The sequence below is a fragment of the Roseomonas sp. E05 genome, from assembly GCF_030063475.1.
Lineage (GTDB): Bacteria > Pseudomonadota > Alphaproteobacteria > Acetobacterales > Acetobacteraceae > Pseudoroseomonas.
Genome location: NZ_JASIRT010000001.1, coordinates 203,302 through 222,259 on the forward strand (window position 1 = coordinate 203,302; position 18,958 = coordinate 222,259).

An 18,958-nucleotide genomic window follows, 5' to 3' on the forward strand; every position below is an offset into this window, starting at 1 on the left:
TCTGCAATTTTTTTTGCGGTAATGAATTTCTTCATCGTTCGTTGCCATCGGCGCGCGGCCTGTCCTAGCCTCGCCCGCGTCAGACACGCCACGGCCCCTTCCCCGGCGGCCGGAGGTGACAGCACGAGGGAAGCGATCCATGGAATTCGGCCTGTTCATGATGCCGCTGCATCCGCCGCACCGGCCCCTGCAGGACACCATCGCCGAGAACACCGAGAAGGCGCTGCTGGCCGAGCAGCTCGGCTTCGACGAGCTGTGGGTGGGCGAGCATTTCTCCGCCACCACCGAGCCGCTCTGCTCGCCGCTGATGTTCCTGGCCTCCCTGCTGCCGCAGGCGAAGCGGATGAAGCTCGGCACCGGCGTGGTGAACCTGCCGAACCATCATCCGGCCATCGTCGCCTCCGAGGCCGCCATGTTCGACCACATGAGCAACGGGCGGCTGCTGTTCGGCATCGGCCCGGGCGGCCTGGCCAGCGATTTCGAGCTGTTCGGCAACCAGGACCCGCAGACACGCGGCGAAAAGATGCTGGAAAGCATCGACATGATCCTGCGGCTCTGGACGCAGGACCCGCCCTACCGCATCGCCGGCAAGTACTGGGACATCACGCTCGCCGAGGCGATCATCCCCGAGCTGGGCATCGGCACCCTGCGCAAGCCCTTGCAGCAGCCGCACCCGCCGGTCGCCATGTCGGCGATGAGTCCTTTCTCCGGCAGCGTGAAGACCGCCGCGATGCACGGCTGGAGCCCGATCAGCGCCAATTTCATCCCCGAATACAGCGTGGCCAGCCACTGGCAGAAGTATCTGGAGGGTTGCGCGGCCGCCGGGCGCCAGCCGGATGGCCGGAACTGGCGGGTGGCGCGCAACATCGTCATCGCGCCCACCGACGCCGAGGCGCGCGACCGCGCCTTCAGCCCCGAAAGCAGCACCCACTACTACTTCCGCTATCTCTGGGAGGTGCTGCAGCGCGGCAACTACTCGGTGGCGATGAAGCCGGACCCGAAGATGCCGGATGCCGAGGTCTCGCTGGAAATGCTGATCGACAGCATCGTCATCCATGGCAGCCCGCGCACCGTGACGGAGAAGCTGGTGGCGCTGCGCGAGCGGGTCGGCCCCTTCGGCAACCTGTTGCTGGCGGGGATGGACTGGAGCGGCCCCAACCGCGCCTGGGAGCAGGAGAGCATGCGGCTCCTGGCGCAATCGGTGATGCCGGCGCTGCGCGGGCAGGCCGCGGCAGCCTGAGGCCGGAGACCAGGGGCGCGGAAACGGCGGGCGGCGCCATATCCCGGCGCATGCCCGATCCCGCACCCCTGATCCTGACCCTCGGCCTGGACGCCGCCAGCTTCACCCGGCTGGATGCGCTGCGCCGGTCGCATTTCCCGCCCGAGCGGAACCACCTGCCGGCGCATCTGACGCTGTTCCATGCGCTGCCCGGCGCGCAATACGAGGACGTCGCCGCCAACCTCGCCACCCTGGCGGCCGGCACGGCACCGCTGCCGCTGCGCTTCGAGGGGCTGCGCAGCCTGGGGCGCGGCGCCGCCTTCACGGTGGAAAGCCCCGCCCTCGCCAGGCTGCGGGGCCTTGTCGCCGCCGCCTGGCACGGCACCCTTTCGGCGCAGGACCGGCAGCCCTTCCGGCCGCATGTGACGGTGCAGAACAAGGTGGCCCCCGAGGCGGCACGGGCGCTGCTGGAGGTGCTGCGGCAGGGCTTCGTTCCCTGGGAAGGCCAGGGCGAGAGCCTGCTGCTCTGGCGCTACCGCGGCGGCCCCTGGGAGGCGGCGGCACAATTCCGCTTCAGCGGCTGAAACCGCGACCGGGAGGTGGCGCTTGCAGCAGCCATGCAGCCCTCCCACTCCTTCCCACACCGCGACCCTGCCGGCACCGGCAAGATCGAGGACGAGCTCGATTCCGGCGGCGGCCCGATCAGTGCCGAGGAAGAGGAGGAGATCCAGGACTACCAAAAGCTCCGCCCGGTTGCGATCTACGAGGTGGTGCGGCGTGAAGGGGTGGAGGAGCTGGGCCGCCCCTGGCGCAGCCTCTGGTGGTCGGGGCTGGCGGCGGGGCTTTCCATCGGCCTTTCGCTCGCCGCGCAGGGAACGCTCCACGCCCTGCTGCCCGACGCCTCCTGGCGGCCGCTGGTGGAGAGCCTCGGCTATACCGTCGGCTTCCTGATCGTCATCCTGGCCCGGCAGCAGCTCTTCACCGAGATCACCCTGACCGCCGTGCTGCCTGTCCTGGCCGAGCCGGGGCGCAAGGTGCTGGCGGCGCTGGCACGCAACTGGTCCGTGGTGTTCCTGGCCAACATGGCCGGCACCCTGGTCTTCGCGGCGGCGCTGTCGCTGGAGGGCATCCTGCCGCCCTTCGTGCGCGAGGGGGCGCTCGCCGTCTCCGCGCATGCGGCCGAGCGCGGGCTGGGAGCCGGCTTCATGCGCGCCATCTTCGCCGGCTGGATGATGGCCCTGCTGGTCTGGCTGCTGCCGCTGGCCGAGGCCGCGCGCTTCTGGGTGATCGCGCTGCTGACCTATCTGATCGCCGTGTTCGAGCTGTCCCACGTGATCGCCGGGGCGGTGGAGCTGTTCCTGCTCATGTTCACGGGGCGCCTCGGGGTGCTGGAGGGGCTGGGGCAGCACCTGCTGCCCTGGCTGGCGGGCAACACCATCGGCGGCGCGGCCCTCTTCGCCCTGCTGGCCTATGGCCAGGTGCGGGACGAACTGGCGGATGACGGAAAGGCCTGAGGCGGGAGGGAAACCCTCCCGCCCCGCTCAGCGGCTCGGATAGGTGCGGGGATAGGTGACCTGGTCCGGCGGGCCGGGCGGCCGCACCGGGCCGGCCCGCCCGCAGGCGGCCAGCACCAGCGCCAGGACCAGCAGGACCGCGACGCCGCGCGTCATGCCAGCCGCTCCCGCCACTCGGCGGCCATGCGGCGGACATTCACCGGCGCCGTGCCGCCATAGGAGGTGCGCGAGGCCACCGAGGCCTCGACGCTCAGCACCTGGAACACGCCCGAGTGGATGCGCGGCTCCTCCGCCTGCATGTCCTCCAGCGTGAGGGCGGCGAGATCGACGCCCTTGGCCTCGGCCTTGGCGACCAGGCGGCCGGTGACGTGGTGGGCGTCGCGGAAGGGCAGGCGCAGCTCGCGCACCAGCCAGTCCGCGAGGTCGGTGGCGGTGGAGAAGCCGGCGCCCGCGGCCTCGCGAAGGCGGCCGACATCGGGCTTCATGTCGCGCACCATGCCGGCGGTGGCGGCCAGCGCCAGGGCCAGGGTCTCGGCGGCATCGAAAATGCCCTCCTTGTCCTCCTGCATGTCCTTGCCATAGGTCAGCGGCAGGCCCTTCATCACCGTCAGCAGGCCGATCAGCGCGCCGGAGATGCGGCCCACCTTGGCGCGCACCAGCTCGGCGGCGTCCGGGTTGCGCTTCTGCGGCATGATCGAGGAGCCGGTGGTATAGGCGTCGGACAGCGCGACGAAGCCGAAATACGGGTTCGTCCAGAGCACGATCTCCTCGGCGAAGCGGGAGAGATGCGTGGCGCAGATGGCGGCCGCCGAGAGGAACTCCAGCGCGAAGTCGCGGGAGGCCACGGCATCGAGGCTGTTGCGCATCGGCCCGTCGAAGCCGAGGGCCGCGGCGGTCATGTGACGGTCGATGCTGAAGCCCGTGCCGCAGAGGGCGGCGGCGCCCAGCGGGCTCTCGTTCATCCGCGCGCGGCAGTCGCCGAGGCGGGAGCGGTCGCGCCCGAGCATCTCGACATAGGCCAGCAGATGGTGGCCGAGGGTGGTGGGCTGCGCCGGCTGCAGGTGGGTGAAGCCCGGCATGACCGTGGCGGCGTGCTCGTCGGCGCGGTCGGTCAGCGCGCGCATCAGGTCGGCGATCTGGCCGTCCAGCCCGTCGATGGCGTCGCGCACCCAGAGGCGGACGTCGAGCGCCACCTGGTCGTTGCGGCTGCGCGCGGTGTGCAGGCGCTTGCCGGCCTCGCCGATGCGCTCGGTCAGCCGCGCCTCGATGTTCATGTGGATGTCCTCCAGCGCCTCGCTGAAGGGGAAGCGGCCCTCCTCGATCTCCTCGCCGATGGCGGCCAGGCCCTCCCGGATGGCGGCCTCGTCATCGCCGGTGATGATCCCCACATGGCGCAGCATGGCGGCGTGGGCGAGGCTTCCGCGGATGTCCTGCCGCCACATCTTGCGGTCGAAACCGATGGAGGCATTGATGGCCTCCATGATCGCCGAGGGTCCGGCGCTGTAGCGCCCTCCCCACTGCTGGTTGCCCTGGCTTCGCTGCTGACTGGACAAGGAAGGATCTGCCTCGTGTTGCTCGGACGCCGCTTCCTGCTCTCGCTCTCCGCGGCGGGGGCGACCCTAACCACGCTGCTTCCGGCACGGCAAGGGATTGCGAGGGGGGTGCAGGCCATCCCCGTGGCGGAAGGGCTCGGCAAGCTGTCCCGCTCCAGCCCGAAGGCCTTGCCGGCCTTCACCTTCACCGACGCCGAGGGCGCCGAGAAGACGGTGGCGGACTTCGCCGGGCACCCGCTGCTGATCAATCTCTGGGCCACCTGGTGCCCGCCCTGCGTGGCCGAGATGCCGGCGCTGGACCGCGCCCAGGCGGCGCTGGCCGGGGCGGGCTGGAAGGTGCTGGCGCTCTCCTCCGACCGCGCCGGCAAGCCTGTGGTGGAGGCCTTCTTCGCCCGCGCCGAGGTCAAGAACCTCGGCGTCTGGCTCGACCCGCGCGGGGCGGCGGCGCGGGCGCTGGGCGCGCGGGGCCTGCCCACCAGCGTCATCGTGAACCGCCAGGGCCAGGAGGTGGCCCGGTTGGAGGGTGCCGCGGCCTGGGATGACCCGGCCATGCTGTCGGTGCTGCGCGACCTCGCCGGTCCCGAGACCAGCGCCACCTGACGGCGGGGTCTGGGCGGCCGCTGTCCCTCCGGCGGGGCCGGCGGGTGGGTTGCCCTTCGCGGCGGGACGGCGCGACACTCCGCGCTCCACGGGAGAGCGGAGAACGAGGGCATGACCGAGCTTTGGCGACTGCAGGCCAGCGAGATCGCGGCACGGGTCGCGACGCGGGAGGTTTCGGCGCGGGAGGTGACGCAGGCGGCGCTGGACCGGCTGGCCGCCGTGAACCCCGCGATCAATGCCGTGGTGCAGGAGATGCCGGAGCAGGCGCTGGCCGCCGCCGAGGCGGTGGATGCCGCCCTGGCGCGCGGCGAGGCGGTGGGGCCGCTGGCCGGCGTGCCCGTCACCATCAAGGTGAACGCCGACCAGAAGGGCTTCGCCACCACCAACGGGCTGCGCATCCAGCAGGACCTCGTCGCCACCGAGGACAACCCGGTGGTGGCCAACCTGAAGCGCGCCGGCGCGGTGGTGATCGGGCGCACCAACACGCCGGCCTTCTCGCTGCGCTGGTTCACCCGCAACTCGCTGCACGGCGCGACGAAGAACCCGCGCAACCCGGCGCTGACGCCAGGCGGCTCCTCCGGCGGTGCGGCGGCGGCGGTGGCGGCGGGCATCGGCGCCATCGCGCACGGCACCGACATCGGCGGCTCGATCCGCTATCCCGCCTATGCCTGCGGCGTACATGGGCTGCGGCCGACCCTTGGGCGCGTGGCGGCCTGGAACCGCTCCGGCCCGGAGCGGGCGGTCGGCGCGCAGCTCATGGCGGTCTCCGGTCCGCTGGCCCGCTCCATCGCCGATCTGCGGCTGGCGCTGCAGGCCATGGCCGCCGAGGATCTGCGCGACCCCTGGTGGGTGCCGGCGCCGCTGGAAGGCCCGCCCGCCCCGAAACGCGCCGCGCTCTGCGTCCGCCCCGAAGGGCTCGACACCAGGCCGGAGGTGGAGGCGGCGCTGCGCAACGCGGCGCTGCGGCTGCAGGAGAAGGGCTGGAGCATCATCGAGACCGCCTGCCCGCCGCTGCGCGAGCCGGCGCGGCTGCAGGCCCTGCTCTGGCTCGGCGAGTCGCGCCGCGGCCTGAACTCCGCCTTCGCACGGGAGGATGACCCGGACGCCAACTTCGTGCTGGCGCAGATGGAGCGGCTGGCCCCCTCCCCGGACATGAACGCCTTCCAGGATGCGTTGCAGGCCCGCGCCGGTTTCACCCGGCAGTGGCAGCTTTTCCTGAAGGACTACCCGGTGCTGCTGCTGCCGGTCTCGGCCGAGCTGCCTTTCCCCGATCAGCTCGACGTCGAGTCGCCGGCCGCCTTCGACCGGGTGATCGAGGCGCAGCTCGTGCAGGTCGGGCTGCCGCTGATGGGGCTACCGGGGCTGACCGTCACCACCGGGCAGGCTGGCGACGCGCCGGTGGGCGTGCAGCTGATCGCCGGGCGGTATCGCGAAGACCTGCTGCTGGAGGCGGGCGCCGCCATCGAGGCGGCGGGACCGGCCATCGAGGCCTGCGACCCGGCGTAAAAAAGACCGGGGGAAGGAACTCCCCCGGACTCCCGTCTTCTTTCCATGAGTCCGGCGAAGAAGGGCAGTGGGCGCCAGGCGCCCAGCACCAAGCGCCGCGAGTGGCGGGCGCCCTTTCTGGCGCACGCGACTCCCGGAAGAGCAGGCCGGTACGGAATGCCGGCGGCAGCTCGCCAGCAAGCGGGTTCAGACAGCCATTCCCCGGAACGCCGGCAGGCCCCGGTCCGGAGCGGGGCAAGGAGGGCACGGCTGTCATTGGGGTCCCACGCCTTTGCAGATCCCCGCGGCAGCCGGACCCCTAGTCGAGCGTGCGGCCCTGCGACTGCGCCGCGAGCGCCCGCGCCATCTGGCTCAGCGCCTCCTGATGCTTCTCGTTGCTGATCAGGGAGAAGTTGCGGGCCAGTTCCAGGCACATGCGTTGCCGCACACCCAGAGGCTGGCTCGCCCCGGTCTCCTGCAGACCTTCGAAGAACCAGGACACGGGGACGCCGAGCACAAGCGCAATCTCGAACAGGCGCCCGGCCGAAATCCGGTTGAGCCCCCGTTCGTATTTATGCGCCTGCTGATACGTCACGCCGATCATACTGGCGAGTTGCTGTTGCGACAGGCCGAGCATCAGCCGGCGCTCGCGAATGCGGGCGCCGACATGACGGTCGGCCAACCTTGCGCGTTGGGTAGTGGTTTCCTCCGGCTCCTCGCCGCGAGGCACGCCGCCCATGTCGGTATCGGCCATTCTCTACCTGTCAGGATGAAAAATTGCACGAACCCCAAAATACGAGCCCGTGCGACGCTGTTTATCGCATTTCATTTCCAAATTCTTAAAAACTATGTGAGGGACAGCAATCCCGGTAGTCCTCACAGAAACGACATCACCTATTTGGTTCTTGGCGCTTTTCTGCCATCTGTTCGCGCAGAAGGCGAATTTCTGCTTTCAGGGCAGCAATCTCCTCCGCTTCGGCCGACTGGGGCGCCGTGGAAGTGGCCTCATCCCGCCGCGAGAAAGGACTGAACAGCGACATGGCGCGCTCCATCATCGCCATGTTCTGCTTGCTCATCTCCTCCAGCCTCACCAGCGGATTGAAGCTGCCCATCGTCTGCTCGACGGAGTGCCGCATCTGCTCCTGCTGGCGCGCGAAGCTGCCCATGGTGAATTCCAGATAGCGCGGCACCAGGGACTGCAGGCTGTCGCCGTAGAACCCGATCAACTGCCGCAGGAAGGGAATGGGCAGCAGGTTGCGCCCCTTGGCCTCCTCCTCGACGATGATCTGGGTCAGCACGCCGCGCGTGATGTCGTCACCCGACTTGGCGTCATAGACCACGAAGTCGCGGCCCTCGCGCACCATGCCGGCCAGATCCTCGAGAGTCACATAGGATGAGGCTTCCGTGTTGTAGAGACGGCGGTTGGCATATTTTTTGATGACGACTGTGGGCTTCGGCTGTTCGTCCAGCTTTTTCTGTGCTGCCTGCTCGGTCATTGCACCCTCCCGTCCCGCTGCGTGATGGAAGGAGGCTAGCATGGCCTCATGGGCGCGAATATGCCGATGGCGTGGCGGCCCTTTCCCCCTGCGGAGGGGGCGTTATGTTCCGCACGCGCCGGCGGCGGCCCGTCGCGCGGATGGCAGGGAATGGAATGGCAGGGCCCGAGAATTCTTCCGGGAACGGCCCCGACGAGCCGCCTGGCGGCCCCGAGGCGCTGGAGCGGCTGGCGGAGGACTGGATCACACTGTGGCAGAGCGAGATCGCGGCGCTGGCGGCAGACCGCGAGGTGGCCGGGAACTGGTCCGCCTGGGCGGCACTGGCCGCCGCCTGGATGCGCGCCATGGCCGCGCCGCATCCTGTTCGCCCCCCGGCCTGGCCCGGCTTCGGCGCTCCCTTTCCCCAGCCGGAGCCGCCGCGTGAGCGCCCCGCTCCGCCGCGGCCCGCGCCCGCTGCCGCTGCACCTCGGGCTGGCGCTGATGCGCGGCCTGGGCGCGACCCTGAGCCTGCCGCCAGAGGGGAGCCTGCCGCCAGAGGGGAGCCTGCCGCCGGCAGCCCCACCGGGGAGCCGGGAGGCGGGGAGGCAGGCGTCCTTCTCGGCCGCATTGCCGAGCTGGAGCGACGCCTGGCCGATCTCGAAGGCCGGGCGGCAGGAGCTGCGCCGGATCAGCAGCGCCCTCGCCGCCGGCGGCCATCCACCTGAGCAGTTCCGCACCGCCGTGCTGCGCCGCCTGGCGCGGCAGGACCGCGCGCTGATCGCCGGCATCGCCGCCTATCGCCGCCACCCCTGGCGGCATGCGGCACCCGATCTGCCGGTGCTCTGGCGCGAGGGCGGCTCCCGCCTGCTGGACTATGGCGGCGATGGCCCGCCGCTGCTGGTGGTGCCCTCCCTGGTCAACCGCGCTTATGTGCTCGACCTGCTGCCGGACCATTCGATGCTGCGCTGGCTCGCCGCGCAGGGGCAGCGCGTGCTGCTGCTCGACTGGGGCTGGCCGGAGGAGGCCGAGCGCGGCTTCACCCTCACCGACTACATCGCCGGGCGGCTGGAGCGGGCGCTGGCCGCCCCTGCCCTGGTGCCGCTCGGGCCGGTGGTGCTGCTCGGCTACTGCATGGGCGGGCTGCTCGCCCTCGGCGCCGCGCTGCGCCGGCCGGAGCGCCTGCGCGGCCTGGCGCTGCTCGCCACGCCCTGGGACTTCCATGCCGGCGAGACCGGCGAGGCGGCGCGCGCCCAGGCCCTGGCCGCCCTGCTGCCGGGGCTGGAGCCGCTGATGCAGGCCGGCAACGCCCTGCCGGTGGACGTCATCCAGACGCTGTTCGCCGCGCGCGACCCCTGGGGCATCGCCGCCAAGTTCCGCGCCTTCGCCGCGATGGACCCGGACAGCCCACGCGCCCGCCTCTTCGTCGCGCTGGAGGACTGGCTGAACGACGGCGTCCCGCTCGCTGCCCCGGTGGCGCGGGAAACGCTGGGCGGCTGGTATGGCTGCAATGATCCGGGTCAGGGACGCTGGCGCGTCGCCGGGGCCATTGTGGATCCGGCCACGCTCGCGGTGCCGGCCTTCGCCGCCGTGCCGCGCGCCGACCGCATCGTGCCCCCGGCCTCCGCCCTCGCCCTGGCGGAGCGGCTGCCCGCCGGCCATATCGAGATGGTGGGCGCCGGGCATGTCGGCATGGCGGCCGGCAGCCGCGCCGAGGCGGTGCTGTGGCAGCCGCTGCGGCGGTGGCTGGCGGGCTTGTAGGGCGACCGCCGCAGGGCGCAGAGTTATTAGGATTGAGCACAAGCCGGTGCCCGGCAGCAGGCCGGCAGCGGAAACATCGAGGGAGTACCCGCCTCATGACCGACATCGTCATCGCATCGGCCGCGCGCACACCCGTCGGCGCCTTCAACGGCGCCTTCGCCAACCTGCCCGCCCACGCCCTGGGCGAGGCCGCCATCAAGGCCGCCCTCGCCCGCGCCGGGATCGAGGCCGCCGAGGTGGATGAGGTGATCCTCGGCCAGATCCTCACCGCCGGCGCCGGGCAGAACCCGGCCCGCCAGGCCGCGGTGAATGCCGGCATCCCGGTCGAGCGCACCGCCTTCGGCATCAACCAGCTCTGCGGCTCCGGCCTGCGCGCCGTGGCGCTGGCGGCGCAGCAGATCGCAACCGGCGATGCCAGCATCGTCGTCGCCGGCGGGCAGGAGAGCATGACCCAGGCGCCGCACTGCGCGCAGCTCCGCGCCGGCGTGAAGATGGGCGACTTCCAGATGGTCGACACCATGATCCGCGACGGGCTGTGGGATGCCTTCAACGGCTATCACATGGGCAGCACCGCCGAGAACGTGGCGGAGAAGTACCAGATCAGCCGTGACGAGCAGGACGAGTTCGCCTTCAACTCGCAGCACAAGGCCGGCGCGGCGATGCGCGAGGGCCGCTTCAGGGACGAGATCGCGCCCGTCACGGTGAAGGGCCGCAAGGGCGATGTCGTCGTCGAGAACGACGAGTACCCGAAGCCCGACACGACGCGCGAGATCCTCGCCAGGCTGCGCCCGGCCTTCTCCAAGACCGGCAGCGTCACCGCGGGCAATGCCAGCGGCATCAATGACGGCGCCGCCGCGCTGGTGGTGATGTCCGCCGCCGAGGCCGCCAGGCGCGGGCTGAAGCCGCTGGTGCGCATCGCCTCCTGGGCCACGGCGGGCGTGGACCCCTCGATCATGGGCACCGGCCCGATCCCGGCCAGCCGCAAGGCGTTGCAGAAGGCCGGCTGGAACGTCCAGGACCTCGACCTGATCGAGGCCAACGAGGCCTTCGCCGCCCAGGCCTGCGCGGTGAACAAGGACCTGGGCTGGGATACCTCGAAGGTGAACGTGAACGGCGGCGCCATCGCCCTCGGCCACCCGATCGGCGCCTCCGGCGCGCGCGTGCTGACCACCCTGCTCTACGGGATGCAGGCGCGCGGCGCGAAGAAGGGCCTGGCCACGCTCTGCATCGGCGGCGGCATGGGCGTCGCCATGTGCGTCGAGGCGGCGTAACGCCGCGCCTCCCCGGGGAGGGCTCCGCCTCCCCGAACCCCAACTCGGCAGGCTTTTTCAGGGAGGGCTCCGCCCTCCCCGAACCCCAACTAGGCGGCTTTTTCAGGGAGGGCTCCGCCCTCCCTGAACCCCTCCGGCCGGGGTGGTTGAACCACCCCGGACCCCGACATCAGCAGCCCTTTACCCGCGGGTGCCTGAACTGACGGCGGGGTCTGGGGTGACACTGTCACCCCAGCGGGGGATCCAGGGGGCGGCGCCCCCTGGGCTGCGGCCTCAGCAGAAATGCGCCCCGCGGGCCTCCACCGGCACCATGTAGAGCGACTGGCTGGCGGTCATGAACAGGTGGTTCCGCCGGGTGCCGCCGAAGCAGACGTTGCTGCAGATCTCGGGCAGGCGGATCTGCCCGATGCGGGTGCCGTCCGGGGCGAAGACGTGCACGCCGTCATACCCCTCCCCCACCCAGCCGGCCGAGGACCAGACATTGCCCTCCGTGTCGCAGCGGATGCCGTCCGCCAGGCCCGATTTCCCGTCCAGCGTCATGTCGGCGAAAGTGCGCGGGTTGCGCAGACTGGCGCCCTCCACGTCATAGGCCCAGATGATGTTGCGGGCCTCGGGGTAGTGGCTGCTGCCGGTGTCCGCCACGTAGAGCATGCGGTAATCCGGGCTGAAGCAGAGGCCGTTCGGCTTGAAGGGCTGGTCCGCCACTTTGGTCACCTCGCCGGACTGCCCGTCGATCCGGTAGACGGCCTCCTTGATGAAGGGGCGCGGGCTGCCGGTGTCGTAGCGATGGCCCTCGTACTCGACCAGGGCGCCGTAGCCGGGGTCGGTGAACCAGATGCTGCCGTCCTCCGGGTGCACCACCACGTCGTTCGGCGCATTGAACTCGCCGTCCGGCCCCTTGGCGGCCAGCACCGTCACCCGCCCGTCCGGCTCATAGCGAGCCACGTCCCGCTGCAGGTGGCGGCAGGAGACCTGCCGGCCCTCGCGGTCGAAGGTGTTGCCGTTGGTGAAACCGGAGGGGCTGCGGAAGCGCTGCGAGACATGCTCGTCTTCTGCCGTCATGCGCAGGCAGGTGTTGTTCGGAATGTCCGACCAGACGAGGAAGCGGCCATTGGCGTGCCAGGCCGGTCCCTCGGCCCAGCCCATGCCGGTGTGCAGGCGGCGGATCGCCGCATTGCCCAGCTTGGCCTTGAAGCGCTTGGGATCGAGCACGAGGATGTCGGGGTCGGGGTAGCGCTGCGGCGGGATGCCAGGGCCGTAATCGCGCTGGGCCAGGGCCGGCGCGGCCACCAGGGTGCCCAGCGCGCCACCGATGAAGGCACGCCGGGGCGGCATGACGTGATGCAGGTCCATGTTCTTTCCTCCCTGCCCCGCCTTGGACGGAGCCGCGCAGAACCATGCCGCCGGCTGCCGGGGGAAGGCCAATCATCGGCGCGTGTGGCGGCAGGGACCCGACGGGGGACGGGGAGCCAAGCCTGCTCGCCCTCCCTCCCGATGATGGCAACAGAAGGAACGTCTCGTGATTCACCACATCTCGTTGGGCACCAATGACGTCCAGCGCGCCCGGGCCTTCTATGATCCGGTCCTGGCGGTCATCGGGCTGCGTCTGATCCGGCAGGACGGGCACGCCCTGCATTACGGCACCGGGGAAATCCTCTTCAGCCTCGTCGCCCCGGTGGATGGGCGCCCGGCCGCGCCGGGGAATGGGGTGCATGTCGCCTTCGCGGCACAGGACAAGGCGATGGTGCAGGAATTCCACCGCACCGCCCTGGCCCATGGCGGCAGCGAGGACGGCGCGCCCGGCCTGCGCCCCGAATACAACGCGAACTACTATGCCGCCTTCATCCGCGCCCCGGATGGCAACAAGATCGAGGCGGTGACCCATTCCTCCAGATGATCGCCGGGTGCCCCGGCCAGCCGGAACGGCCCGGGCAGGGAGACAATGCTGATGGAGACCCGGCCATGATCCCCTCCTTCGGCCGGCTGGCGGAGCACGGGCCGCGCCCCGGCCCCGGGGAGGAATGCTTCCAGGACCTGCTGACGGCGCCGGGTGGCGCCCGGGTCGAGCGGATCCTCTCGCGCGGCGCCGCGAGCCCGCCGGGCTTCTGGTACGAACAGGAGTGGGACGAATTCGTGCTCGTTCTGTCCGGTGCCGCCGTGCTGGCTTTCCCGGATGGTACCGAGCGCCGGCTGGCGGCAGGAGACTACGCCATCCTGCCCGCCCTGTGCCGCCACCGGATCGCCTGGACGGAGCCGGCGGAGGAGACGCTCTGGCTCGCCGTGCACATGCCGCCGCGGCCAGCGCCCGGCGCGGCCTGGCCCGAGGCGCCGACATTCCCTTCGCCGTGAAGGCGCCTTCCGGGTGCAGGGACAGAAAGGCAGGGAGACCCATCCCTTGACCGCCTGGGCTGCGAGATCCTGCCGCTGCCGAGAGCCGCGGCGGAGGAGCGGGTCCGGTTCTTGCGCTCGGTCATCGGCTAGAGCAGATCCCGTTCCGATGGCATCATCGGAACGGGTGAAGATGCTCGAAGAGAAATGCCAGAGTGGCTGAAGTGAGCCTGGGCGAACGGAAGCCGCTCTAGCGGCCCGCCCCCTGCGCCGGAGGGGGGCGGGCGGGCTCCCGCTCCTGGATGCCCTCGGCCCTGGCGGATCGGTTGCGGCAGGTGGCCCAGGCTCCCTCGACCACGCGCACCCGCCGCCCCGGTACCCGCGCCGCAGCCCGGGGCACGATGCCGTAAAGCTCCTTGTGCGCCTCCACGATCACCACCCCGGCGAAGCGTGGCGCGACCACCCGGCCCGCGGCCTCCCAGATGCCGGCGCCGCGCAGCATCAGGCGCGACTGGAAGGGCGGCATGAACAGCGCCTTGTCGCGCTGCGTGACGCTGAACAGGTTGCGCTCCAGCAGCCGGCCGAGCTGGCCCGGCGAATAGGGGCGGCCCTGGCCGAAGGGGGTGCTTTCCAGATGCGCCCACATGCCGCGCCGGTTCGGTGCCACCACCAGCAGGCGGCCATCATCCTTCAGCACGCGCCAGACCTCGCGCAGCATGCGGCGGGCGTTCTCCGTGTGCTCCAGCCCGTGCACCAGCAGGACATTGTCGAAGCTGAGATCCGGAAAGGGCAGCGCGTCGTCCTCGGCGCGCAGGCTGAGGCCGGGGCCGCCGGGCGGCCAGGGCACCGCGTCGGATTCGGGCAGGCTGGCGCAGAGGATGCGCGCAGCGCCATCCCGCCACAGCCGCAGGAAGGGCGCGGCATGGCCGAGGCCGAGGATCTCCCGCCCCGGCAGCTCCGGCCACAGCTTCAGCAGCCGCTCGCGCAGCAGCCGCGCCGCCACCAGCCCGGTGGGGGAGGCATAGAAATCCCGGTGCCCGTGGACCTCTGGGTTCATAAGCTGGATATAGGTCCCTGTTCGAAGCCTGACACGCCCTTGCTTGGGGCCGCGAGAAGGAGAACCGCCATGGCCGTCACCGTCCAGGCCGTGCCCTGCCTGTCCGACAACTATGCCTGGCTGCTGCGCGACACGGCGAGTGGAACCGTCGCGATCTGCGACCCCGGCGAGGCGAAGCCGGCGATCGCGGCGATCGAGGCCGGCGGCGGGCGCTGCGACATCATCCTGCTCACCCATCATCACGCCGATCATATCGACGGCGTCGAGGAGATCCGCGCCCGCTATGGCGCGAAGGTGATCGGCGCCGCCGCCGACGCGCACCGCCTGCCGAAGCTGGACCAGGCCGTGGCGCCGGGCGACACGGTGCGGGTGGGCGAGGCCGCGGGGCAGGTGATCGACAGCCCCGGCCACACCATCGGTCACATCGCCTATCACTTCCCCGAGGGGCATGTGCTGCTCTGCGGCGACACGCTGTTCTCCCTCGGCTGCGGCCGGCTGCTGGAGGGCACGGCGGAGGACATGTTCCGCGCGCTCTCCCTGCTGAAGGCCCTGCCGCCTGACACGCTGGTCTGCTGCGGCCATGAATACACCGCCAGCAATGCCCGCTTCGCCCTGACGGTGGAGCCGGGCAATGCCGCGCTCAAGGCGCGCGCCCGCGAGGTGGAGGCGGCCCGCGCCGCCGGCCAGCCGACCCTGCCCGTGACACTGGGCCAGGAGCTGGAGACCAATCCCTTCCTCCGCGCCGACTCTGCCGAGACGCTCGGGCGCATCCGCACCGCCAAGGACAATTTCCGCTGAACCGCCACCCGGGAGACCAGCCATGAAGCTGTTCCACTCGCCTTCCAGCCCCTTCGTCCGCAAGGTCATGGCCTGCGCGCTGCTGCGGGGGCTGGAGAACCGGATCGAGTTGATCCCCACCAACCCGCATACCAGCCCCGAGGGGCTGCTGGCGATGAACCCGCTCTCCAAGGTGCCCTGCCTCGTCACCGACGAGGGCCAGGCCATCTTCGACAGCCCGGTGATCTGCGAATACCTCGACGGGCTGGGCGACTCGGCCTCGCTCTATCCCCAGGGCGCTGCGCGGATCGCCGCGAAGACCATGGAAGCCCTGGCCGACGGCATCATGGACGCCGCCGTCGCCCGCCGCATGAGCATGGGGCTGGCGCAGGACGAGGGGCGCACCGCCTTCCAGTCCCGCCAGCAGGACATCGTGGCGCGCTCGCTCGACGCGCTGGAGAAGGCGCCGCCGAAGGGGCTCGCGGATATCGGTGCCGTCGCCGTGGCCTGCGCCATCGGCTATCTCGACTTCCGCTTCGGCCACGAGCCCTGGCGCGAAGCGCATCCGAAGCTGGCGGCGTGGTATGAGGAGGTTTCCGCCCATCCGGCACTGAGCCGCACCGCCCCGCCGCCGGCATAAGCCATGCCCGACCTGCGCGACCCTTCCCTGCCTGCCGCCGCGGTGATCGCGGCGCTCGGCCTCGCCCCGCATCCCGAGGGCGGGCACTACCGCGAGATCTGGCGCGACCGGCCGGCGGATGGCGGGCGCGGGGCGGGCACGGCGATCTACTTCCTGCTCGCCGCCGGCGAGCGGAGCCACTGGCACCGGGTGGACGCCGCCGAAGCCTGGCACTGGTATGCCGGCGCCTCGCTGCGGCTCTCCCTGGCCGGCGATTCGGGGGGGCGGATCGAGCACCGGCTCGGCCCGGACCTCGGCCGCGGCGAGGCGCCCTTCGCCGTGGTCCCGCCGGGCGGCTGGCAGGCGGCGGAAAGCCTCGGCGCCTGGACGCTGGTGGGCTGCACCGTCAGCCCGGCCTTCGACTTCGCGGGCTTCACCCTGGCGCCGCCGGGCTGGGAGCCCTCCCAGTGAGCGAGGCCGCCGCCTGGGATGCCCGCTACGCCGCCGGCGCCTGGCTGTTCGGCCAGGCGCCCAACCGCTACCTGCACAGTCTCGCGCCCTGGCTGCGGCCGGGGATGCGCGCCCTGGCCCTTGGCGACGGCGAGGGGCGCAACGGCGTCTGGCTGGCCGAGCAGGGGCTGGTCGCCACCGCCGTGGACTGGTCCGCCACCGGCATGGCCCGCGCCGCCGCCTTCGCCGCCGAGCGGGGCGTGCCGCTGACGACAGCGGTGGCCGACCTTACCCGCTGGGACTGGCCGGAAGCCGGTTTCGACCTGATCGCCTGGGTCTTCGTGCACATGCCGCCGGCCGACCGCGCCGTGGTGGCCGCGGCAGCGCAGCGGGCGCTGGCGCCGGGCGGGCTGCTGCTGCTGGAAGGCTTCACCCTCGCCCAGGGCGGCCGCCGCAGCGGCGGGCCGAAAGACCCGGACCTGCTCTGGACCCGCGCCGCCGCCGAAGCCGCCTTCCCGGAGCTGACCCTGCTGGAATGCCTGGAAGGCACCGTGCGGCTCGATGAAGGGCCGCGCCATCAGGGGCCGGCCGAGGTGGTGCGCGGCCTCTGGCAGAAACCGGGCTGAAAAAGGTCGAGGGAAAGAATTCCCCCGAGCCCCCTTCTTTTTTTGTCGGTTCTGGCGCCGCGCGGACCGCCAGTACGGGAAACTCGAAGAAAAAGATGGGGGTCCGGGGGAATTCCTTCCCCCGGACTTTTTTCTACGCCGGCAGGTGGCGCGACCGCTGCCAGGAGGCGAGCACCCCGCCCCCCGCCACCAGCAGGGCGGCGACCAGCACGCGCTCATCCGCCCGCCCCTCCCCGGCCGCCACCAGCAGCAGGGTGGAAAGCACGGGAATCGAATAGGCCAGCGTACCGAGCAGGCGCGGGTCGCCGCGCTTCATGCCGAGATCCCACAGGAAGAAGGCGGAGCCGACCGGCCCCAGGCCGAGCAGCAGGATGGCCAGCGCCTGCCGGGCGTCCGGCCAGACCGTCGCCTCGAAGACGAGGTGCAGCACCCCGGCAAGCAGGGCGCTGACCAGGCAGAAGCCCGCCACCGCCTCGGTCGGCACGCGGGCGAGGCGGCGGGCGGTGACGGAATAGGTGGCCCAGACCACGGCCCCCGCCACGGCGCAGAGGAAGCCCGGCAAGGCTCCGGCGGGGAAGCGGGCGCCGCCGCCGATCAGCAGGGCGCAGCCGGCGAAGCCCAGCGCCACGCCGAGCAGCCGACGACTGCCCAGCGGCATGCCGAGCAACAGGCCGGAAAGCAGCACGATCAGCAGCGGCCAGAGGTAGTTCAGCAGGTTGGCCTCCACCGCCGGAGCCAGGGCCAGCGCCGCGAAATAGAGCGCGTGGTAGCCGAACAGGCCACCGACCCCGTGCGCCCAGGCCAGCCCCTCCTGCCGCAGCAAACCGAGCGAGCCGCGCGCGGCGACCACGCCGAGCCCGAGCAGCCCACCCACCGCCATGCTCAGCGCGGTCAGTTCCAGCGGCGGCACCCCCGCCGCCAGACGCGCCAGGACACCGAGGAAAGCCCAGAGTAGAATGGCGCCACAACCGGCCAGTGTCGCCCGGTTCATGCCGGCCATCCTGAAACTGGGCCGTACAGGCGGCGTTCCGCCGGCGAATCGTCAGGGAGTTGGATCATGGGTTTCCTCGCCCGCACCGTCATCACCGCCTTCGCCTTCTGGTGCGCGGACATGCTGATCGACGGCATCAATTTCGCCGGGCCATTCGCGTTGTTCATCGCGGCCATCATCTTCGGGATCATCAATGCGTTGATCCGGCCGGTGCTGATCCTGCTCTCGCTGCCGCTCAACATCATCACGCTGGGCTTGTTCACCCTGGTGGTGAATGCGGCCATGCTGGGGCTGACGGCGCTGGTCATGCCGGGAATGCAGATCTCCGGCTTCTGGGCCGCGTTCTTCGGGGCGATCATCGTCGCCGTGGTGTCCTGGCTCGTCAACCGCGCGATCGGCGACCGCGACGCGGCAGCGGCGCGTTGAGGCGGCGGCCGGGGGAACGCCCCCGGCCTGCCCCGCCAGAAGCCTCAGTACATGTGCTGACCACCATTGATGGAGAGGGTGGAGCCGGTGATGAAATCGGCTTCGTCCGCGGTCAGGAAGCAGACGCCGCGCGCGATGTCGTCCGCGGTGCCGAGCCGGCCCACGGGAATGCGGCCGATGATCTTCTGCAGCACGTCCTCCGGCACGGCACGGACCATCTCGGTGTCCACGTATCCCGGGGCGATGGCGTTGACCGTGATGCCGGAGCGCGCGCCTTCCTGCGCGAGCGCCTTGGTGAAGCCGTGGATGCCGGATTTGGCGGCGGCGTAGTTCACCTGGCCGTACTGCCCGGCCTGGCCGTTGATCGAGCCGATATTGACGATGCGCCCGTACTTGCGGGCCGTCATCCCGTCCCAGACCAGCTTGGCCATGTTGAAGCAGGAGCCGAGATTGGTGTCGATCACCTCGTCCCACATCTTGCGGTCCATGCGCTTCATGGTGCCGTCGCGGGTGATGCCGGCATTGTTGACCAGGACCTCGATCGGGCCGTGATCCGCCTCGATCTTCGCCACGGCGGCCTTGCAGGCCTCGAAGTCCGAGACGTCGAACTTGATGCAGGGGATGCCGGTTCGCTCGGTGAAGGCGGACGCCGCGGCGTCATTTCCCGCATAGGAGGCGATGACCTTGCGGCCCGCCTTCTGCAGGTGCTCGCTGATGGCGGCGCCGATGCCCCGCTGCCCGCCAGTGACGAGTGCCACTCGTGCCATAGGAGAAGCCTCCCTTCCCAAAGGATTTGGCGGCGCCGTGGC

22 protein-coding genes are annotated in these 18,958 nt (G+C 71.1%); 14 read left to right on the top strand and 8 right to left on the bottom strand.

The annotated features are described in order from the left end of the window. Window positions 1–139 precede the first annotated feature (139 nt). The 3 genes from QMO56_RS00980 to QMO56_RS00990 are packed head-to-tail and all read left to right on the top strand — an operon-like array spanning window position 140 to window position 2,733. On the top strand, window positions 140–1,240 hold the full coding sequence (locus QMO56_RS00980; RefSeq protein ID WP_283523150.1) for an LLM class flavin-dependent oxidoreductase: 1,101 nt from the start codon (window positions 140–142) through the stop codon (window positions 1,238–1,240). 50 nt (window positions 1,241–1,290) lie between these two features. Beyond that, complete coding sequence (locus QMO56_RS00985) at window positions 1,291–1,803, top strand: 2'-5' RNA ligase family protein (RefSeq protein WP_283523151.1); 513 nt, start codon at window positions 1,291–1,293, stop codon at window positions 1,801–1,803. A 33-nt stretch (window positions 1,804–1,836) separates the two neighbouring features. After that, window positions 1,837–2,733 carry a formate/nitrite transporter family protein gene (locus tag QMO56_RS00990; protein ID WP_283523153.1) on the top strand — a complete coding sequence of 299 codons (897 nt, stop codon included), beginning with the start codon at window positions 1,837–1,839 and terminating at the stop codon, window positions 2,731–2,733. Between the two features lie 27 nt (window positions 2,734–2,760). On the opposite strand, the gene lptM is transcribed toward QMO56_RS00990, so the two are convergent. Together lptM and argH are read right to left on the bottom strand one after the other, a co-directional pair. Beyond that, on the bottom strand, window positions 2,761–2,889 hold the full coding sequence (gene lptM, locus QMO56_RS00995; RefSeq protein WP_283523154.1) for an LPS translocon maturation chaperone LptM: 129 nt from the start codon (window positions 2,887–2,889) through the stop codon (window positions 2,761–2,763). Next, entirely contained in the window at window positions 2,886–4,286 is a 1,401-nt protein-coding gene (argH, locus tag QMO56_RS01000; protein WP_283523155.1) for an argininosuccinate lyase, read from the bottom strand. Before argH ends, lptM begins: the two co-directional genes overlap by 4 nt. A gap of 15 nt (window positions 4,287–4,301) precedes the next feature. Between argH and QMO56_RS01005 the strand changes: the two genes are divergently transcribed. Then, a complete protein-coding gene (locus QMO56_RS01005; protein ID WP_283523156.1) occupies window positions 4,302–4,886 on the top strand; it encodes a TlpA disulfide reductase family protein in 585 nt (194 codons plus the stop codon). Between the two features lie 111 nt (window positions 4,887–4,997). After that, window positions 4,998–6,392 carry an amidase family protein gene (locus tag QMO56_RS01010; protein ID WP_283523157.1) on the top strand — a complete coding sequence of 465 codons (1,395 nt, stop codon included), beginning with the start codon at window positions 4,998–5,000 and terminating at the stop codon, window positions 6,390–6,392. A 298-nt stretch (window positions 6,393–6,690) separates the two neighbouring features. On the opposite strand, the gene QMO56_RS01015 is transcribed toward QMO56_RS01010, so the two are convergent. Together QMO56_RS01015 and phaR are read right to left on the bottom strand one after the other, a co-directional pair. Further along, window positions 6,691–7,125, bottom strand: coding sequence for a helix-turn-helix domain-containing protein (locus QMO56_RS01015; protein WP_408906491.1), 435 nt, complete (start codon window positions 7,123–7,125; stop codon window positions 6,691–6,693). A 136-nt stretch (window positions 7,126–7,261) separates the two neighbouring features. Continuing rightward, window positions 7,262–7,867, bottom strand: a complete 606-nt coding sequence (gene phaR, locus QMO56_RS01020) for a polyhydroxyalkanoate synthesis repressor PhaR (protein ID WP_283523158.1) — start codon at window positions 7,865–7,867, stop codon at window positions 7,262–7,264. A 420-nt stretch (window positions 7,868–8,287) separates the two neighbouring features. Here phaR and QMO56_RS01025 point away from each other — a divergent pair, with 420 nt between their 5' ends. Together QMO56_RS01025 and QMO56_RS01030 are read left to right on the top strand one after the other, a co-directional pair. Next, the gene (locus tag QMO56_RS01025) at window positions 8,288–9,604 is read left to right on the top strand and encodes an alpha/beta fold hydrolase (protein ID WP_283523159.1); all 1,317 of its coding nucleotides are present in this window, start codon (window positions 8,288–8,290) and stop codon (window positions 9,602–9,604) included. Between the two features lie 95 nt (window positions 9,605–9,699). Beyond that, on the top strand, window positions 9,700–10,875 hold the full coding sequence (locus QMO56_RS01030; RefSeq protein ID WP_283523160.1) for an acetyl-CoA C-acetyltransferase: 1,176 nt from the start codon (window positions 9,700–9,702) through the stop codon (window positions 10,873–10,875). Between the two features lie 273 nt (window positions 10,876–11,148). Here QMO56_RS01030 and QMO56_RS01035 read toward each other — a convergent pair whose 3' ends face one another. Next, on the bottom strand, window positions 11,149–12,228 hold the full coding sequence (locus QMO56_RS01035) for an SMP-30/gluconolactonase/LRE family protein (RefSeq protein WP_283523161.1): 1,080 nt from the start codon (window positions 12,226–12,228) through the stop codon (window positions 11,149–11,151). A gap of 166 nt (window positions 12,229–12,394) precedes the next feature. On the opposite strand from QMO56_RS01035, the gene QMO56_RS01040 reads away from it, so the two are divergent. Both QMO56_RS01040 and QMO56_RS01045 read left to right on the top strand, forming a co-directional pair. Further along, window positions 12,395–12,772, top strand: a complete 378-nt coding sequence (locus QMO56_RS01040) for a VOC family protein (RefSeq protein ID WP_283523162.1) — start codon at window positions 12,395–12,397, stop codon at window positions 12,770–12,772. Between the two features lie 65 nt (window positions 12,773–12,837). Next, window positions 12,838–13,224, top strand: a complete 387-nt coding sequence (locus QMO56_RS01045) for a cupin domain-containing protein (RefSeq protein WP_283523163.1) — start codon at window positions 12,838–12,840, stop codon at window positions 13,222–13,224. Window positions 13,225–13,453: 229 nt separating this feature from the next. On the opposite strand, the gene QMO56_RS01050 is transcribed toward QMO56_RS01045, so the two are convergent. Next, complete coding sequence (locus QMO56_RS01050; RefSeq protein ID WP_283523164.1) at window positions 13,454–14,260, bottom strand: class I SAM-dependent methyltransferase; 807 nt, start codon at window positions 14,258–14,260, stop codon at window positions 13,454–13,456. 69 nt (window positions 14,261–14,329) lie between these two features. Between QMO56_RS01050 and gloB the strand changes: the two genes are divergently transcribed. The 4 genes from gloB to QMO56_RS01070 are packed head-to-tail and all read left to right on the top strand — an operon-like array spanning window position 14,330 to window position 16,732. Beyond that, window positions 14,330–15,058, top strand: coding sequence for a hydroxyacylglutathione hydrolase (gene gloB, locus QMO56_RS01055; protein WP_283523165.1), 729 nt, complete (start codon window positions 14,330–14,332; stop codon window positions 15,056–15,058). Between the two features lie 22 nt (window positions 15,059–15,080). After that, window positions 15,081–15,677 (top strand): glutathione S-transferase N-terminal domain-containing protein, encoded by a 597-nt coding sequence (locus tag QMO56_RS01060; RefSeq protein ID WP_283523166.1) that lies wholly within the window; start codon window positions 15,081–15,083, stop codon window positions 15,675–15,677. A 3-nt stretch (window positions 15,678–15,680) separates the two neighbouring features. Continuing rightward, entirely contained in the window at window positions 15,681–16,127 is a 447-nt protein-coding gene (locus tag QMO56_RS01065) for a cupin domain-containing protein (protein ID WP_283523167.1), read from the top strand. After that, window positions 16,124–16,732, top strand: a complete 609-nt coding sequence (locus QMO56_RS01070; RefSeq protein ID WP_283523168.1) for a bifunctional 2-polyprenyl-6-hydroxyphenol methylase/3-demethylubiquinol 3-O-methyltransferase UbiG — start codon at window positions 16,124–16,126, stop codon at window positions 16,730–16,732. The genes QMO56_RS01065 and QMO56_RS01070 overlap by 4 nt, the downstream gene beginning before the upstream one ends. 133 nt (window positions 16,733–16,865) lie before the next feature. On the opposite strand, the gene QMO56_RS01075 is transcribed toward QMO56_RS01070, so the two are convergent. Next, entirely contained in the window at window positions 16,866–17,723 is an 858-nt protein-coding gene (locus QMO56_RS01075) for a DMT family transporter (RefSeq protein ID WP_283523169.1), read from the bottom strand. Window positions 17,724–17,789: 66 nt separating this feature from the next. Between QMO56_RS01075 and QMO56_RS01080 the strand changes: the two genes are divergently transcribed. After that, complete coding sequence (locus QMO56_RS01080; protein WP_283523170.1) at window positions 17,790–18,149, top strand: phage holin family protein; 360 nt, start codon at window positions 17,790–17,792, stop codon at window positions 18,147–18,149. A 44-nt stretch (window positions 18,150–18,193) separates the two neighbouring features. Here the strand turns inward: QMO56_RS01080 and phbB are convergent, their stop codons facing one another. Continuing rightward, window positions 18,194–18,916 (bottom strand): acetoacetyl-CoA reductase, encoded by a 723-nt coding sequence (gene phbB, locus QMO56_RS01085; RefSeq protein ID WP_283523171.1) that lies wholly within the window; start codon window positions 18,914–18,916, stop codon window positions 18,194–18,196. Window positions 18,917–18,958 lie beyond the last annotated feature (42 nt).

Bases quoted from the DNA above. Each gene is read 5' to 3' on its own strand.
- QMO56_RS01080 (WP_283523170.1), top strand. From the start codon at position 17,790: ATGGGTTTCCTCGCCCGCACCGTCATCACCGCCTTCGCCTTCTGGTGC.
- QMO56_RS00980 (WP_283523150.1), top strand. From the start codon at position 140: ATGGAATTCGGCCTGTTCATGATGCCGCTGCATCCGCCGCACCGGCCC.
- QMO56_RS01035 (WP_283523161.1), bottom strand. From the start codon at position 12,228: ATGGACCTGCATCACGTCATGCCGCCCCGGCGTGCCTTCATCGGTGGC.
- QMO56_RS01060 (WP_283523166.1), top strand. From the start codon at position 15,081: ATGAAGCTGTTCCACTCGCCTTCCAGCCCCTTCGTCCGCAAGGTCATG.
- QMO56_RS01030 (WP_283523160.1), top strand. From the start codon at position 9,700: ATGACCGACATCGTCATCGCATCGGCCGCGCGCACACCCGTCGGCGCC.
- phaR (WP_283523158.1), bottom strand. From the start codon at position 7,867: ATGACCGAGCAGGCAGCACAGAAAAAGCTGGACGAACAGCCGAAGCCC.
- lptM (WP_283523154.1), bottom strand. From the start codon at position 2,889: ATGACGCGCGGCGTCGCGGTCCTGCTGGTCCTGGCGCTGGTGCTGGCC.
- QMO56_RS01065 (WP_283523167.1), top strand. From the start codon at position 15,681: ATGCCCGACCTGCGCGACCCTTCCCTGCCTGCCGCCGCGGTGATCGCG.
- gloB (WP_283523165.1), top strand. From the start codon at position 14,330: ATGGCCGTCACCGTCCAGGCCGTGCCCTGCCTGTCCGACAACTATGCC.
- QMO56_RS01075 (WP_283523169.1), bottom strand. From the start codon at position 17,723: ATGAACCGGGCGACACTGGCCGGTTGTGGCGCCATTCTACTCTGGGCT.
- QMO56_RS00985 (WP_283523151.1), top strand. From the start codon at position 1,291: ATGCCCGATCCCGCACCCCTGATCCTGACCCTCGGCCTGGACGCCGCC.
- phbB (WP_283523171.1), bottom strand. From the start codon at position 18,916: ATGGCACGAGTGGCACTCGTCACTGGCGGGCAGCGGGGCATCGGCGCC.
- QMO56_RS01045 (WP_283523163.1), top strand. From the start codon at position 12,838: ATGATCCCCTCCTTCGGCCGGCTGGCGGAGCACGGGCCGCGCCCCGGC.
- QMO56_RS01010 (WP_283523157.1), top strand. From the start codon at position 4,998: ATGACCGAGCTTTGGCGACTGCAGGCCAGCGAGATCGCGGCACGGGTC.
- QMO56_RS01015 (WP_408906491.1), bottom strand. From the start codon at position 7,125: ATGGCCGATACCGACATGGGCGGCGTGCCTCGCGGCGAGGAGCCGGAG.
- QMO56_RS00990 (WP_283523153.1), top strand. From the start codon at position 1,837: ATGCAGCCCTCCCACTCCTTCCCACACCGCGACCCTGCCGGCACCGGC.
- QMO56_RS01050 (WP_283523164.1), bottom strand. From the start codon at position 14,260: ATGAACCCAGAGGTCCACGGGCACCGGGATTTCTATGCCTCCCCCACC.